This is a genomic window from Novosphingobium sp. KA1 (assembly GCF_017309955.1).
In the GTDB taxonomy this organism is placed as follows: domain Bacteria; phylum Pseudomonadota; class Alphaproteobacteria; order Sphingomonadales; family Sphingomonadaceae; genus Novosphingobium.
Genome location: NZ_CP021248.1, coordinates 99,036 through 113,213, shown reverse-complemented (window position 1 = coordinate 113,213; position 14,178 = coordinate 99,036). Strand labels below are relative to the sequence as shown.

General features: G+C 67.3%; 15 protein-coding genes. 8 read left to right on the top strand and 7 right to left on the bottom strand.

What is annotated here, in order from left to right:
* Nucleotides 1–84 precede the first annotated feature (84 nt).
* Nucleotides 85–702 carry a TetR/AcrR family transcriptional regulator gene (locus CA833_RS18270; RefSeq protein ID WP_207080719.1) on the bottom strand — a complete coding sequence of 206 codons (618 nt, stop codon included), beginning with the start codon at nt 700–702 and terminating at the stop codon, nt 85–87.
* A gap of 103 nt (nt 703–805) precedes the next feature.
* Between CA833_RS18270 and CA833_RS18265 the strand changes: the two genes are divergently transcribed.
* The 8 genes from CA833_RS18265 to CA833_RS18230 are packed head-to-tail and all read left to right on the top strand — an operon-like array spanning nt 806 to nt 8,711.
* Nucleotides 806–1,567 carry an SDR family NAD(P)-dependent oxidoreductase gene (locus CA833_RS18265; RefSeq protein WP_207080718.1) on the top strand — a complete coding sequence of 254 codons (762 nt, stop codon included), beginning with the start codon at nt 806–808 and terminating at the stop codon, nt 1,565–1,567.
* Between the two features lie 53 nt (nt 1,568–1,620).
* Nucleotides 1,621–2,778, top strand: coding sequence for an acyl-CoA dehydrogenase family protein (locus CA833_RS18260; RefSeq protein WP_370584615.1), 1,158 nt, complete (start codon nt 1,621–1,623; stop codon nt 2,776–2,778).
* Nucleotides 2,768–3,838 carry a phosphotransferase family protein gene (locus CA833_RS18255; protein ID WP_207080717.1) on the top strand — a complete coding sequence of 357 codons (1,071 nt, stop codon included), beginning with the start codon at nt 2,768–2,770 and terminating at the stop codon, nt 3,836–3,838. The genes CA833_RS18260 and CA833_RS18255 overlap by 11 nt, the downstream gene beginning before the upstream one ends.
* Complete coding sequence (locus tag CA833_RS18250) at nt 3,835–4,623, top strand: enoyl-CoA hydratase/isomerase family protein (RefSeq protein ID WP_207080716.1); 789 nt, start codon at nt 3,835–3,837, stop codon at nt 4,621–4,623. The genes CA833_RS18255 and CA833_RS18250 overlap by 4 nt, the downstream gene beginning before the upstream one ends.
* 2 nt (nt 4,624–4,625) lie before the next feature.
* Nucleotides 4,626–5,786, top strand: a complete 1,161-nt coding sequence (locus tag CA833_RS18245; protein WP_207080715.1) for an acetyl-CoA C-acetyltransferase — start codon at nt 4,626–4,628, stop codon at nt 5,784–5,786.
* Nucleotides 5,786–6,778 carry a nitronate monooxygenase family protein gene (locus CA833_RS18240; RefSeq protein ID WP_207080714.1) on the top strand — a complete coding sequence of 331 codons (993 nt, stop codon included), beginning with the start codon at nt 5,786–5,788 and terminating at the stop codon, nt 6,776–6,778. The genes CA833_RS18245 and CA833_RS18240 overlap by 1 nt, the downstream gene beginning before the upstream one ends.
* The gene (locus tag CA833_RS18235; RefSeq protein ID WP_207080713.1) at nt 6,775–7,548 is read left to right on the top strand and encodes an enoyl-CoA hydratase-related protein; all 774 of its coding nucleotides are present in this window, start codon (nt 6,775–6,777) and stop codon (nt 7,546–7,548) included. The genes CA833_RS18240 and CA833_RS18235 overlap by 4 nt, the downstream gene beginning before the upstream one ends.
* A 38-nt stretch (nt 7,549–7,586) precedes the next feature.
* Nucleotides 7,587–8,711, top strand: a complete 1,125-nt coding sequence (locus CA833_RS18230; RefSeq protein WP_207080712.1) for an acyl-CoA dehydrogenase family protein — start codon at nt 7,587–7,589, stop codon at nt 8,709–8,711.
* Nucleotides 8,712–8,802: 91 nt separating this feature from the next.
* Here the strand turns inward: CA833_RS18230 and CA833_RS18225 are convergent, their stop codons facing one another.
* Genes CA833_RS18225 through benD form a run of 6 tightly spaced genes read right to left on the bottom strand, consistent with a single transcriptional unit; the run spans nt 8,803 to nt 14,174 of the window.
* On the bottom strand, nt 8,803–10,026 hold the full coding sequence (locus CA833_RS18225) for an NAD(P)/FAD-dependent oxidoreductase (RefSeq protein ID WP_207080711.1): 1,224 nt from the start codon (nt 10,024–10,026) through the stop codon (nt 8,803–8,805).
* The gene (gene pcaF, locus CA833_RS18220) at nt 10,026–11,228 is read right to left on the bottom strand and encodes a 3-oxoadipyl-CoA thiolase (protein WP_207080710.1); all 1,203 of its coding nucleotides are present in this window, start codon (nt 11,226–11,228) and stop codon (nt 10,026–10,028) included. The genes CA833_RS18225 and pcaF overlap by 1 nt, the downstream gene beginning before the upstream one ends.
* Before the next feature lie 4 nt (nt 11,229–11,232).
* The gene (gene pcaD / locus CA833_RS18215; RefSeq protein ID WP_207080709.1) at nt 11,233–12,000 is read right to left on the bottom strand and encodes a 3-oxoadipate enol-lactonase; all 768 of its coding nucleotides are present in this window, start codon (nt 11,998–12,000) and stop codon (nt 11,233–11,235) included.
* Complete coding sequence (locus tag CA833_RS18210; protein ID WP_207080708.1) at nt 12,000–12,668, bottom strand: 3-oxoacid CoA-transferase subunit B; 669 nt, start codon at nt 12,666–12,668, stop codon at nt 12,000–12,002. The genes pcaD and CA833_RS18210 overlap by 1 nt, the downstream gene beginning before the upstream one ends.
* Nucleotides 12,668–13,375 (bottom strand): CoA transferase subunit A, encoded by a 708-nt coding sequence (locus CA833_RS18205; protein ID WP_207080707.1) that lies wholly within the window; start codon nt 13,373–13,375, stop codon nt 12,668–12,670. The genes CA833_RS18210 and CA833_RS18205 overlap by 1 nt, the downstream gene beginning before the upstream one ends.
* A 13-nt stretch (nt 13,376–13,388) precedes the next feature.
* Nucleotides 13,389–14,174 carry a benzoate diol dehydrogenase BenD gene (benD, locus tag CA833_RS18200; RefSeq protein WP_207080706.1) on the bottom strand — a complete coding sequence of 262 codons (786 nt, stop codon included), beginning with the start codon at nt 14,172–14,174 and terminating at the stop codon, nt 13,389–13,391.
* Nucleotides 14,175–14,178: the final 4 nt, after the last annotated feature.

The window sequence follows — 14,178 nt, the reverse complement described above, 5'->3', positions numbered from 1 at the left end:
CTGCCTGTATCGATCCATCCAGGATGGAACAGACCGGACCGCATGCGCGACTGACGGAAACCCGTCAGTGCCCCGGGCGCGGCATCAAGAGCGCGGATCAAGCCCTTTCGCGAGAATGTCCACCAGCATCTGCGCCACCGCTTCGGCCGGCAGTTCGCCCTCGGGATCGTGCCAGCGGGCCGGCCAGTTGAGCGCTCCCGCCAGCGTGAAGGCCGCCATCTTCACATCGACGGGGGCGATCGAACCATCGGCCACCGCCTGTTCGATCAGGGCGCGCATCGCACCATCGATCTGGCGCTTGAGTTCGCGGTAACGCGGCATGCTTTCGGGAGAGAGCGCTTCCGAACCGGTGCGGATCACGCAGCGCCCGAAATCGTCCATGTTGATTTCGGCGTAGCGGCACAGGAAACGCGTCAGCCGGTGGCGGCCGTCTCCCGGCTCGCTGCGCGCCTGCTCTGCTGCTTCCAGCAATTGCTGCAGGCCGATGGTGATGCATTCCAGCAGCACCTGATCCTTGTTCGCCAGGTAATGATAGATCGTGCGCTTGGAGATGCCGAGACTGGCCGCAACGTCGTCCAGCGACGTCGCGTGAAATCCCCGTTCGTTGAACATGCGCACGGCCGCCCGCAGCACCGCGTCCCGCTTGGCGGCGCGCTCCGCTTCTTTCTGGGCGGGGGTTCTGAAGGGTGAAGCCGGCTGCATGGGTATCCTCTTTTATTCGCCGGGAGCGTTGACAGGAAACTTTGGAAGACGCAATACACTCGTGAGTGCATAAACGCACCATTGAGTTTTTGGAGAGCTTTGCATGGATATCAACGCAGTCCCCGCGATCGTCACCGGCGGTGCATCGGGACTCGGCGCCGGCACGGCCCGCCGCCTCGCCGCCAGGGGCGCGAAAGTGACCATCTTCGATCTCAACGCCGAGCTGGGCGAAGCCACCGCGCGGGAGATCGGCGGCCACTTCGCGGCCGTGAACGTAACCGATGAAGCCGCCGTCGAGGCCGCTCTGGAAGAGGCCGAGGGACTGCACGGCAAGGCGCGCATCCTGGTCAATTGCGCCGGGATCGGCCCGCCCGCCAAAGTGATCGACCGCGAGGGCAAGGCGATCGCGCTGGCCGACTTCTCCCGGATCGTCTCGATCAACCTGATCGGCAGCTTCAACGTGCTCTCGAAGTTCGCGGCGCGGCTGCACACCGCCGATCCGCTCGGCGAGGAGCGCGGCGTCATCATCAACACCGCCTCGGTCGCGGCCTATGACGGGCAAATCGGTCAGGCCGCCTATGCCGCATCGAAGAGCGGCATCGTCGGCATGACGCTGCCGGTGGCGCGCGAGTTCGCCCGTTACGGCATCCGGGTGATGACCATCGCCCCCGGTATCTTCTGGACCCCGCTGCTGGCGACCCTGCCGCAGGAAGCGCAGGATTCGCTGGGCAGGCAAGTGCCCTTCCCCAGCCGCCTCGGCCAGCCCGACGAATATGCGCAGCTGGTGGAAAGCATCGTCACCAACCCGATGCTCAATGGCGAGACCATCCGCCTGGACGGTGCCATCCGGATGGCGCCGAAGTGAGCGGCCGGGAAACGGGCGAGTGCGAAGGCAAGGGCAAGGGCGCCGGTCCTGACCTGACCGCCCGGATCGCCGCCAATGTCGAAGCCTTCGTGCGCGACGTGGTCGTCCCCTACGAACGGGACCCGCGCCGCGATCATCACGATTGCCCGAGCGAGGAACTGGTCGCAGAACTCAAGGAGAAGGCCCGCGCGGCAGGCGTGCTGACACCGCATATCCTGGAGGACGGCCGCCACCTCACCCAGCGCGAGACCGCCGTGGTGCTGCGCGCCTCCGGCCTTTCGCCGCTCGGGCCATTGGCGCTCAACACCGCCGCGCCGGACGAGGGCAACATGTATCTGCTCGGCAAGGTCGGCAGTCCGGCGATCAAGGAACGCTTCCTGAAGCCGCTGGTGGAAGGGCGCGCGCGCTCGGCCTTCTTCATGACCGAACCGGCGGACGAGAACGGCGCCGGGTCCGATCCCTCGATGATGCGCACCACCTGCCGGCTCGACGGCAACCACTGGGTCATCAACGGGCGCAAGGCCTTCATCACCGGCGCGCAGGGCGCGCAAGTGGGCATCGTCATGGCCAGGTCCGAGGACGGCGCCTGCATGTTCCTCGTCGATCTGCCCGATCCGGCGATCCGCGTGGACCATGTGCCCAACACGCTCGATTCCTCGATGCCCGGCGGCCATGCGGTCGTCACGATCGAGGACTTGCGCGTGCCTGCCGACCAGATGCTGGGCCAGTCGGGCGAGGGCTTCCGCTATGCGCAAGTACGGCTTGCCCCGGCCCGCCTGTCGCACTGCATGCGCTGGCTGGGCGCCTGCATCCGCGCCAACGAGATTGCCACCGACTATGCCAATCGCCGCATGGCCTTCGGCAAGACGCTGATCGACCACGAAGGTGTCGGCTTCATGCTGGCGGAGAACCTGATCGACCTCAGGCAGAGCGAACTGATGATCGACTGGTGCGCGGGCGTGCTGGACGCGGGCGAAACGGGCGGCGCCGAAAGCTCGATGGCCAAGGTCGCGGTGTCCGAAGCGCTGATGCGGGTGGCGGATCGCTGCGTGCAGGTCATGGGCGGCTCGGGCGTCACCGCCGATACCATCGTCGAGCAGGTGTTCCGCGAGATCCGCGCGTTTCGCATCTACGACGGCCCCACCGAAGTCCACAAGTGGAGCCTCGCCAAGAAGATCAAGCGCGACTGGAAGGCCGCCCATGCGCACTGATGCCGCCACCAATGCCGGCACCGGCGCCGTTCGCGAGGGCTACCGTTTCGATGAGGCACGGCTGGCGGCGTGGATGGAGGCCCATGTCGAAGGTTTCGCCGGGCCGCTCTCGGTCGAGCAGTTCAAGGGCGGGCAGTCCAACCCGACCTACAAGCTGGTCACGCCGGGCCGCTCCTACGTGCTGCGCCGCAAGCCGCCGGGCCGGGTGCTGAAAGGCGCGCATGCGGTGGAGCGCGAGGCGCGGGTGCTTTCGGCGCTCGGGGCGACGGGCTTCCCGGTCGCGCATGTCCACGGCCTGTGCCTCGACGAGAGCGTGATCGGCAGCTGGTTCTTCGTGATGGAGATGGTCGAGGGCCGCATCTTCTGGGATGCGACCTTTCCCGAAGTCCCGCGCGAGCAGCGCGCAGCCTACTTCGGTGCCATGAACCAGACAATCGCGGCGCTGCACCGGATCGAGCCGGCAGCGGTCGGCCTTGGCGACTACGGGCGCCCGGGCAATTACTTCGAGCGCCAGATCGCACGCTGGTCGAGACAGTACGTCGAAGACAGCGAGGCGGGCCGCGATCCCGGCATGGACCGGCTGATCGAATGGCTCCCCACTGCCATCCCCACGAGCGACGAGACCCGCATCGTCCACGGCGATTTTCGCTGCGACAACATGATCTTCCACCCCACCGAGCCGCGCATCCTCGCCGTGCTGGACTGGGAGCTCTCGACCCTGGGTCATCCGCTGGCGGACTTTGCCTATCACGCGATGATGTTCCGCATGCCACCCGACATCGTCGCGGGCCTGGGCGGCGCGGACATCGCCGCGCTCGGCATCCCCTCGGAAGCCGAATACCGCGATGCCTATTGCCACCATGTCGGCCGTCCGCCGATTTCGGAGCGGGACTATGCATTCTGCATCGCCTTCAACTTCTTCCGGCTGGCGGCGATCTTCCACGGCATCAAGGGGCGCGTGATCAGGGGCACCGCCGCCTCCGAGCACGCCCGCGAACGCGCCGCCAGCCTGCCGCGCATCATCGCCCTGGCGGTCGAGAGCATGGAGGCCTGCCAGTGAGCGAAGCCCCCGTCCTTTTCGATGTGACCGAAGGCATCGCCCGCGTCACGCTCAACCGGCCCGAGGCGGGCAACGCCATCGATCTTGCCATGGCCCGCGCACTGGCCGAGATCGCCATTCGCTGCGAAACCGATGCGCAGATCCGCTGCGTGGTCCTGACGGGCGCCGGACGGCTGTTCTGCGCAGGCGGCGATGTTTCCCTGTTCAAGTCCTCGGGCGAGCATGTCGACGCGCTGCTGAGCGAGCTTGCGGGCACGCTGCACATGGCGCTCACCCGCCTTGCACGCATGGCCAAGCCGCTGTTGGTGCTGGTCAACGGCCCGGCGGCGGGAGCCGGCCTCAGCCTCGCGATCGGCGGCGACGTGGTGCTCTGCGCCCGATCGGCGCACTTCACGGCAGCCTATGGATCGCTTGGCCTGACGCCGGACGGCGGCATGAGCTGGTGGCTGCCGCGCCTCGTCGGGCTGCGCAAGGCGCAGGAGATCATCCTCACCAACCGCCGCATCAAGGCAGACGAGGCTGAAGCCATCGGCATGGTCACCCGCACCGTCGACGACGAGGCGCTGGCCGCCGAGGGCGATGCGCTCGCGGCGCGGCTGGCCGAGGCCGCAATCGGCGCGCTTGGCGCAGCGCGGGCGCTGCTGCGCCAGAGCCTCGAGACGGGCCTGGAGGCGCAACTGGAGCGGGAAGTCGCCGCGATCACCCGTTCGGGCGCCGCCCCGGAATGCCGCGAGGGCCTTGCCGCCTATTTCGACAAGCGGCCTGCGAATTTCAAAGGAGTCTGAACATGGCCGAAGCCTATATCGTCGAAGCCGTCCGCACCGCCGGGGGGCGCCGGAACGGCAAGCTGGCGGGATGGCACCCTGCCGACATGGCGGGCGAAGTGCTCAACGCGCTGGTGGACCGCACCGGCATCGACCCGGCGGTGGTCGAGGACGTCATTCTCGGCTGCGTCACCCAGGCGGGCGAGCAGGGCTTCGCTTTTGCCCGCAATGCGGTGCTGGCCTCGAAGCTCCCGGTCAGCGTGCCCGCCGTCACCATCGACCGGCAATGCGGTTCCTCCCAGCAATCGGTGCAGTTCGCGGCGCAAGCGGTGATGTCCGGCATGCAGGACGTGGTGATCGCGGCGGGCGCGGAGAGCATGACGCGGGTGCCGATGTTCTCCAACATCGCCTACCATGCGAAGGAAGGCATCGGCATCGGCCCGTTCAGCCCGCGCATCCAGCAACGCTTCGGGGTGGAAAGCTTCAGCCAGTTCGGCGGCGCCGAGATGATCGCGGCCAAATACGGCTTTGACCGCGAGACGCTGGACCGCTTCGCGCTGGAAAGCCACCGCCGCGCCGCTGCCGCCACCGAAGCCGGCGCATTCGAACGCGAGATCGTGCCGCTGGAGGTGGACGGCATGCCCCATGTCACCGACGAGGGCATCCGCCCGGACGCCACGCTGGAGAGCATCGGTTCGGTCAGGCTGTTGCAGGAAGGCGGGGTGATTTCCGCCGCCAATGCCAGCCAGATCTGCGACGGCGCCTCGGGCACGCTGGTGGTGTCGGAGCGGGCGCTCAGGGATCATGGCCTCACCCCCATCGCGCGGATCGTCGACATGGTCGTCACCGCCGGAGATCCGGTCATCATGCTGGAGGAACCGATCCCGGCAACCCAAAAGGCGCTGACGCGCGCCGGGATGCGGATCGAGGACATCGACCTCTATGAAGTGAACGAGGCCTTCGCGCCGGTGCCGCTGGCCTGGCTGCAGGCGCTCGGCGGCGATCCCGCGCGGCTCAATGTCAACGGCGGCGCCATCGCGCTCGGCCATCCGCTGGGGGCGAGCGGGACCCGGCTCATGGCCACGCTGATCCACGCCCTGAAGGCCCGCGGCAAACGCTACGGCCTCCAGACCATGTGCGAGGGCGGCGGCATCGCCAACGTCACCATTCTGGAGGCGCTGTGATGGGCCTGCGCACCCGCTTTACCGAGCTTGTCGGCATCGAGCATCCCGTGGTGCAAGGCGGCATGATGTGGGTGGGGCGCGCCGAACTCGCCGCGGCGGTATCCAATGCCGGCGCCCTCGGCATCCTGACCGCCCTCACCCAGCCCACGCCCGACGACCTGCGCCGCGAGATCGACCGCTGCCGGACGATGACCGACAAGCCCTTCGGCGTGAACCTGACGATCCCGCCCTCGGTCTCGCCCCCGCCTTACGCGGAATACCGCAGGGCCATCATCGACAGCGGCGTCACCATCGTCGAGACCGCCGGCCACCGTCCGCAGGAGCATGTCGAGGACTTCAAGGCCCACGGCGTGACCGTGATCCACAAGTGCACGGCCGTGCGCCATGCCCTCTCTGCCGAACGGATGGGGGTGGACGCGATCTCGATCGACGGTTTCGAATGCGCCGGCCATCCCGGCGAGGACGATATTCCCGGCCTCATCCTGATCCCGGCGGCGGCCGACAAGCTGACGATCCCGATGATCGCCAGCGGCGGCTTCGGCGACGGACGCGGCCTTGCCGCCGCGCTGGCGCTGGGGGCGGAAGGCATCAACATGGGCACCCGCTTCTGCGCCACGGTGGAAGCGCCGATCCATCAGCGGGTGAAGCAGTTCATCGTCGACAACGACGAGCGCGGCACCAACCTGATCTTCCGCAAGTTCCACAATACCGGCCGCGTCGCGAGAAACAGCGTCTCGGATCGGGTGGTGGAGATTTCCGCGCGCGAAAGTGCGGTGTTCGAGGATATCCGCCCGCTGGTTTCGGGCGCGAAAGGCCGGGTCGCGCTGGAAACGGGCGACCTCGATGCCGGGCTCGTCTGGGCCGGACAGGTACAGGGCCTGATCCACGACATTCCCACATGCGCCGATCTGATAGGCCGGATCGTGCGCGAGGCACAGCACATCATCGCCGCGCGGCTGGCGGGCATGGTAGCAGACAAGGTGGCAGCATGAGCGAATATGTAACGGTGGTCCGCGAGGGACCGCTGACGATCCTTACCATCGATCGCCCGGAGGCGAGCAATGCCCTGAACGAAGGGGCGCAATTCGCGATGGAGGCGGCCTTCGACGCTTTTGCGGCGGACGACGATCAGTGGGTCGCCATTGTCACCGGCGCCGGCTCGAAGGCGTTTTGCGCCGGGCACGATCTCAAGCAGCAAGCCGCAGGCGGCGGACTGGTCACGCCGCCGTCCGGCTTCGGCGGCCTGACCGCGCGCCAGGGCTTGAACAAGCCCGTCATCGCCGCCGTCAACGGCGTGGCGATGGGCGGCGGTTTCGAACTGGCGCTGGCCTGCGACATCGTCGTCGCCTCCGCCCATGCCGCCTTCGCGCTGCCGGAAGTGCGCGTGGGCATCGCGGCACTGGCGGGCGGCATCCAGACGCTGCCGCAAGTCATCGGCCAAAAGCATGCGATGGGCATGCTGCTGACCGGACGCCGCGTGTCCGCGGCCGAAGGCCACGCCCTTGGCTTCGTCAACGAGGTGACCGAAGGCGACGCGGTTGAAACCGCACGCCGATGGGCCGCGGACATTCTGGCAGCCAGCCCGATGTCGGTGCGGGCGACCAAGGAAGCGGTGACGCGCGGTCTGTTTACCCCGCTCGCCCAGGCCATGATCGAACAGTGGGACTACCCCGCGATGAAGGCCATGCTGGCCTCGGAAGATTACATCGAGGGGCCGGTCGCCTTTGCGGAGAAGCGCCGGCCGCAATGGAAGGGCCGCTAGTCGGCGTGGACAAATTCCCATTCACCGGAGACCGAGCCATGCTTTCCGATACCCAGATCGCGGTCCGCGACATGGTCCGCAAGTTCGCGCAGGAGCGCATTCGCCCGCTGTCCCATCGCTTCGAGCAGCAAGGCGGCTACGAACCGTGGGTCTTCGAGAGCGTGGCCGAACTTGGCCTGCTGGGCATGGTTGCACCGGAAGAGTTCGGGGGTGCGGAAAGCGACTATGTCTCCTATGCCCTGGCCCTGATCGAGATCGCCGCGGCCGACGGCGGGCTTTCGACCATCGTATCGATCCAGAACTCGATCATGGTCGCAGGCCTGCTGAAGGACGGAACCGAAGCGCAGAAGGCCAGGTTCCTGCCCGACCTGATCGCCGGCCGCTGCATCGGTGCCTTCGCGCTCACGGAAACCGGTGCCGGCTCCGATGCCTCGGCAATCCGCACCCGGGCGACCAGAGTGGACGGCGGCTGGAGGTTGGACGGCGCGAAGCAGTTCATCACCTCCGGCAGGATCGCCGGCCTTGCCATGGTCATCGCCGTAACCGATCCAGGGGCGGGAAAGAAGGGCATGACGGCCTTTCTCGTCCCCACCGACCGGGAAGGCTACATCGTCGACAAGGTCGAGCACAAGCTCGGCCAGGGGGCCTCGGATACCTGCGCGCTGCGCTTCGAGAACCTCTTTGTCGAGGATGACCTGGTGCTGGGCGAGGTCGGTCAAGGCTACCGCATCGCCCTTGCCAACCTCGAGACCGGCCGGATCGGCATCGCCGCGCAGTGCATCGGCATGGCGCAAACCGCGCTTGAAATCGCCGTGGCCTATGCAAAGGATCGGGTCTCGATGGGACGCAGGATCATCGAGCATCAGGCCGTCGGTTTCAGGCTGGCCGATCTTGCGACACGGCTGGAAGCCGCCCGCCAGCTTGTGCTTTGCGCCGCGGCCCTGCGAGATGCCGGAGCGGCGGCGCTGGCACAGGCCTCGATGGCCAAGCTCTTCGCTTCCGAAACCGCTGAAATCGTTGTTTCCGGCGCTATCCAGACCCTGGGCGGCTACGGCTATCTCGAGGAATTCGGCGTGGCCAAGATCTACCGCGACGTTCGCGTCTGCCAGATCTACGAAGGCACCTCCGACATCCAGCGCATGGTCATTGCCCGTACCCTGTGACGATGATCGAAGCCCCCGCGCGCGACCGGCAGGTTCCGGGGGGGGCGCGTGGGGACGTGGGCTGGTGCCGCCCGGCCAAATCCGCGACAGGTCACAGCAGCAGGTCCTTGAGCGGCCGCTCCTTGACCGCCAGTGCCGCAGGGTCGGGCCTGGCCGCTGCCTCGACCAGCTTGCGGCCCTGAACGTAGTCCTTGACCCTGTTCACGCAGTCGAGCGCGAGGACTTTGCCTTCCTTGAGGTAGACCACCGAGAAGCTGCGATCCTCAGCGTTGCCGCGGATCACCGTCTGGTCGAAGCCGATATTGATGCCCGCGGTCTGCAGCTTGAGATCGTACTGGTTGGACCAGAACCATGGGAAGGCCTTGTAGGGCTTTTTGTCTCCGCAGATCGCCTTGGCGACACAAGTGCCCATGTCATTGGCGTTCTGCACCGATTCCACCCGCATCACCGTGCCGCCGGCAAAGTCGCAGGCGAAAGCCGCGCAGTCGCCGATGGCATAGATGTCGGGCAGCGAGGTCAGGCAATATTCGTCCACCTCCACCCCATTGGCCCCTGCCGCACCGGCCTCGATCAGCGGCGCGACCGCCGGGACAATGCCGATCCCCACAATCACCGCATCGGCGGGTAGCACTGCACCGTCCGCCAGCTTCACGCCAGTGACTTTGTGACCGTCGCCTTCGAGGCATTCCACGGCAACCCCGGTACGCAGATCGACGCCGCGGCCCCGGTGTTCCGCCTGATAGAATGCCGAGAGTTCCTCGCCCGCCACGCGGGCCAGCACGCGCGGCAGCGCTTCCAGCAGGGTGACGTCGAGCCCCAGCTTCGAGAGCACCGCCGCCGCCTCAAGGCCGATATAGCCGCCGCCGATCACGACCACGTTTTTCGTGCCGGCATCGACTTCGGCCATCAGGGTGTCGCAATCCTGGCGGGTGCGGACCGCATGGACTCCGGCAAGCGCGGCGCCTGGGCAGGAGAGGCGGCGCGGATCGCCGCCGGTCGCCCAGACCAGCGTGCCGTAGCGATGGATTTCACCGTTCGAGAGCGTCAGTTCATGCGCCTCGGCATCGACCTTGGTGACTTCGGTGCCGAGCATGAAGGCAATATCCTTCTCCGCCCAGAACGTCGGCGGGCGGATGTAGAGCCGGTCGAAGGCCTTTTCCCGCGCGAAGTATTCCTTGGAGAGCGGCGGCCGCTCGTAAGGGTATTCCGGCTCGCGGCCGATGACGGTCACGGTCCCTTGGAAGCCGTTCTGACGCAAGGCGATGGCGCATTGCGCCCCGCCGTGGCCCGCTCCCACGATAACGACGTCAGACATCACACACGCTCCATCAGCACGGCAAGCCCCTGCCCGACGCCGATGCACATGAAGGCCAGCGCGTGGCGGCCGCCGGTGCGATGCAGTTCCTCGACCGCCGACATCGCGATGCGCGCGCCCGACATGCCGAGCGGATGGCCGAGGGCAATGGCGCCGCCGTTGGGGTTCACGCGCGGGTCGGCGGGATCGATCCCGAGATCGCGCAAGGTGGCGATGGCCTGGCTGGCGAACGCCTCGTTGAGTTCGATGACGTCGAGCTGCTCGACGGTGAGCCCACTGCGGGCCAGCACCTTGCGCGCCGCCTCGATCGGTCCTGCGCCCATCACCCGCGGGGCGATACCCGCTGCCGCCATGCCGATCACGCGGGCGCGGGGCGTGAGGCCGTGGCGCTTGGCCGCCTCCTCGCTGGCGACCAGCATGGCCGCCGCGCCGTCGTTGAGGCCCGAGGCATTGCCCGCCGTCACCGTGCCGTCCGCTTTCACGACCGGCTTCAGTTTCGCCAGCGCCTCAAGGCTGGTCGCGCGCAAATGCTCGTCAGCGGCGAAGAGGACCGGATCGCCCTTCTTTTGCGGGATCGCGACCGGAACGATCTCTGCGGCGAAGCGTCCGCTGGCCTGGGCTGCTGCTGCCTTTTCCTGGCTGGCCAAGGCGAAGCGGTCCTGTTCCTCGCGGCTTACGCGCCACTGTTCGGCGACGTTCTCGCCGGTCTGCGGCATCGTATCGACGCCGTAGGCCGCCTTCATCGCCGGGTTGACGAAACGCCAGCCCAGCGTCGTGTCCTCGAGCTTCTGGCCGCGTCCGAAGGCGCTGTCCGCCTTGCCCATGACATAAGGCGCGCGGGTCATGCTTTCCGCGCCGCCCGCAATCAGGAAGTCGGCGTCGCCGCTGCGGATCGCCTGTGCCGCCATGCCCAGGGCGTTCAGCCCCGAGGAACAGAGGCGATTGACGGTGACCCCCGGCACGCCTTCGCCCATGCCCGCCAGCAGCACGGCCATGCGCGCGACATTGCGGTTGTCCTCGCCCGCCTGATTGGCACAGCCGAGGATCACGTCGTCGAGCCGGGACCAGTCCGCCTGCCTATTGCGCTCCATCAGCGCCTTAAGCGGCAGGGCGGCAAGGTCGTCGGCGCGGACGGAGGCCAGCGAGCCATTGAGCTTGCCGATGGGGGTGCGGACGGCGTCGCAGATGAAGGCCTGGGTCACGGGATCAGCTTTCGAGGAAGGAAACAAGCGCGGCGGCCAGCGCCTCGGGGGCTTCGAGCGGGGCGAGATGGGCCGCTTCCAGCGCGGCATGGGCGGCGCCGGGGATGCGGGCGAGGAGATGCTCGCCGTGCCCTTCCAGCGGCGTGGAGGTGTCGCGGGTGCCGGTGACGACCAGCACCGGGCAGGCGATGCCGGAAATGCGGTTCTCAAGCTCCATGTCGCGGATCGCCGCGGCGCAACCGGCATAGCCTTGCGGGTCCATGGTCAGGAGCTGGCGGCGCACGGTCTGGTAGACGGCAGGCTCGGCGGCTTGCGAAAGGAAGCGGCCCATGGCGAGGTCGGCAATGGCCGCCATGCCTTCCCCGCGTACTTTGGCGATGCGCTCGTTCCACGCGGCCGCATCCATCGTCGCCGAGGTGCAGACCAGCGCCAGCTTTTCCACCTGCCGAGGACGGGCCAGCGCCAGTTCCATGCCGATCATGCCGCCCAGCGACACGCCGGCGAGAGCGAACCGATCGATCCCGGCACCGTGCGCCGCCGCCAGAACATCGCGCGCCAGCACTTGCATCGAGAAGTCGCCGGGTTCGGCGCTCGATGCCCCGTGGCCGCGCGTGTCGATGCGCAGCAGCCGGAAGCGCGCGCGCAGCAGCGGCAGTACCGGGTCCCACAAGTCCATGTCGGTGCCGATGGAATTGAGCAGCACCAGCGCAGGGGCGCCCTCGCGCCCCTCCAGCTTCCAGTAGAGCCGCGCACCGGGAACGCTGGTGAACATCAGAGCGCCTCTTCCAGCGCGGAAACGAACGCGGCGCCGGTCTTGGCGGTGACTTCCTCAAGGCTCACACCGGGGGCCAGTTCCACCAGCGTCAGCCCGCCTGCCCTGCGGTCGATGGCGAAGACGGCCAGATCACTGACGATCATGTCCACCACGCGCTTGCCGGTCAGCGGCAGGGTGCAGGCGGGCAGGATCTTGGGATCGCCGTGCCTGGACACATGATCCATCACCACGATCACTTTCTTCACCCCGGCGACAAGGTCCATCGCCCCGCCCATGCCCTTCACCATCTTGCCGGGTATGGTCCAGTTGGCGAGGTCGCCGTCGGCCGAAACTTCCATCGCGCCCAGCACGGCCATGTCGATATGACCGCCGCGGATCATCGCGAAGCTGTCCGCGCTGGAGAAGAAGCTGCTGGTGGGCAGCGCGGTGATCGTCTGCTTGCCGGCGTTGATCAGGTCGGGATCGACATCCTCGTCATACGGGAACGGACCGATGCCGAGCATGCCGTTCTCGCTCTGCAGCGTGACCTTGATGCCTTCCGGCACGTGGTTCGCGACCAAGGTGGGGATGCCGATGCCGAGGTTCACATAGTACCCGTCGCGCAGTTCCCTTGCGGCGCGGGCGGCCATTTCATCGCGGGTCCAGCCCTTTGTTTCCTGGGCCATTATGCGGTTTCCCTCTCGCGGACGGTGCGCTTCTCGATGCGCTTCTCGTTGATGGTGGAGAGCACCACGCGGTCGACATAGATGCCGGGCGTGTGGATGCCGTCGGGATCGAAGGTGCCGGCGGGCACAATCTCTTCCACTTCGGCAACGGTGACCTTGCCCGCCGTCGCCATGTTCGGGTTGAAGTTGCGCGCGGTCTTGCGGAACATCAGGTTGCCCTCCTCGTCCGCGCGCCAGGCCTTGATGATCGACAGGTCCGCGCGCAGCCAGGTTTCGCGCACGTATTCCTCGCCCTCGAACACCTCCACCGGCTTGCCTTCGGCGACCACGGTGCCGACGCCGGTCCTGGTGTAGAACGCCGGAATGCCCGCGCCGCCCGCGCGAATGCGCTCGGCCAGCGTGCCCTGCGGGTTCAGTTCCAGCTCGAGTTCGCCCGAGAGATACTGGCTCTCGAACAGCTTGTTCTCGCCCACGTAGGAGGAGATCATCTTGCGCACCTGCCGGCTTTCCAGCAGCATCCACAGGCCGAACCCGTCCGCGCCGGCATTGTTGGAAATGACGGTCAGGTCCTTCACGCCCGCTGCGCGGATCTCGGGGATCAGGCTTTCGGGATTGCCGGAGAGGCCGAAACCGCCCGACATGATCGTCATGCCGTCGAACAGCAGTCCTTCCAGTGCGACCCGGGGGCTTTCGTAAATCTTGGACATCGCGTGTCTCCGTTTAGCCGAGATCGCCACCCGCGACGGGCAACACCGTGCCGGTCACGTAGCTGGCCTCGTCCGAGGCGAGGAACAGGATCGGGGCGATCTGCTCCTCAAGGGTTCCGTAGCGCTTCAGGAAGGCCGAGGAGGTCACCTGCTCCACCGCTTCCGCCATCCATGCCTGCTCCTGCGCGTTGTCGCCTTCGGCGTTGCGGGCGACACGGCGGGGGGGAGCGCTCGTGCCGCCCGGTGCCGTCGCGACGACACGAATGCCGCTTTCCGCATATTCCATGGCAAGGCTCTGGGTCAGGCCGTTGATCCCGCCCTTGGCCGCCGAATAGGGCACCCGGCGAATACCGCGCGTGGCGTTGGACGAGAGGTTGACGATCGTTCCAGCCCCCTGCCCCAGCATGGCCGGCAGCACCGCATGGCAGCAGTAGAGCGTGGGCATCAGCGAGCGGCGGATTTCCGCATCGATCTGCGCGGGCTCGAACTCGGCATAAGGCCGCATGCGGATCGCGCCGCCGACATTGTTGACGAGAATGTCGATCCGCCCGAACGCCTCTACCGCCTTGACCATCGCCATGGCCGCGCCTTCGTAGGTCTCAAGGTCGCAGCAGACGGAAACCGCTTTTCCGCCCGCCGCGACGATGGCCTGCTCCACCTCGGTCACGAATTCGGCGCGGTCCACCAGCACCACGCTGGCCCCTTCGGCGGCGGCGCGACTGGCGACACCGGCCCCGATGCCCTGCGCCGCGCCGGTCACGACCATGACCTTGCCTGCGAAACGTGCCTTGAAGATCACCGGC

Bases quoted from the DNA above. Each gene is read 5' to 3' on its own strand.
- CA833_RS18270 (WP_207080719.1), bottom strand. From the start codon at position 702: ATGCAGCCGGCTTCACCCTTCAGAACCCCCGCCCAGAAAGAAGCGGAG.
- CA833_RS18265 (WP_207080718.1), top strand. From the start codon at position 806: ATGGATATCAACGCAGTCCCCGCGATCGTCACCGGCGGTGCATCGGGA.
- CA833_RS18255 (WP_207080717.1), top strand. From the start codon at position 2,768: ATGCGCACTGATGCCGCCACCAATGCCGGCACCGGCGCCGTTCGCGAG.
- CA833_RS18245 (WP_207080715.1), top strand. From the start codon at position 4,626: ATGGCCGAAGCCTATATCGTCGAAGCCGTCCGCACCGCCGGGGGGCGC.
- CA833_RS18240 (WP_207080714.1), top strand. From the start codon at position 5,786: ATGGGCCTGCGCACCCGCTTTACCGAGCTTGTCGGCATCGAGCATCCC.
- CA833_RS18235 (WP_207080713.1), top strand. From the start codon at position 6,775: ATGAGCGAATATGTAACGGTGGTCCGCGAGGGACCGCTGACGATCCTT.
- CA833_RS18230 (WP_207080712.1), top strand. From the start codon at position 7,587: ATGCTTTCCGATACCCAGATCGCGGTCCGCGACATGGTCCGCAAGTTC.
- CA833_RS18225 (WP_207080711.1), bottom strand. From the start codon at position 10,026: ATGTCTGACGTCGTTATCGTGGGAGCGGGCCACGGCGGGGCGCAATGC.
- pcaD (WP_207080709.1), bottom strand. From the start codon at position 12,000: ATGTTCACCAGCGTTCCCGGTGCGCGGCTCTACTGGAAGCTGGAGGGG.
- CA833_RS18210 (WP_207080708.1), bottom strand. From the start codon at position 12,668: ATGGCCCAGGAAACAAAGGGCTGGACCCGCGATGAAATGGCCGCCCGC.
- CA833_RS18205 (WP_207080707.1), bottom strand. From the start codon at position 13,375: ATGTCCAAGATTTACGAAAGCCCCCGGGTCGCACTGGAAGGACTGCTG.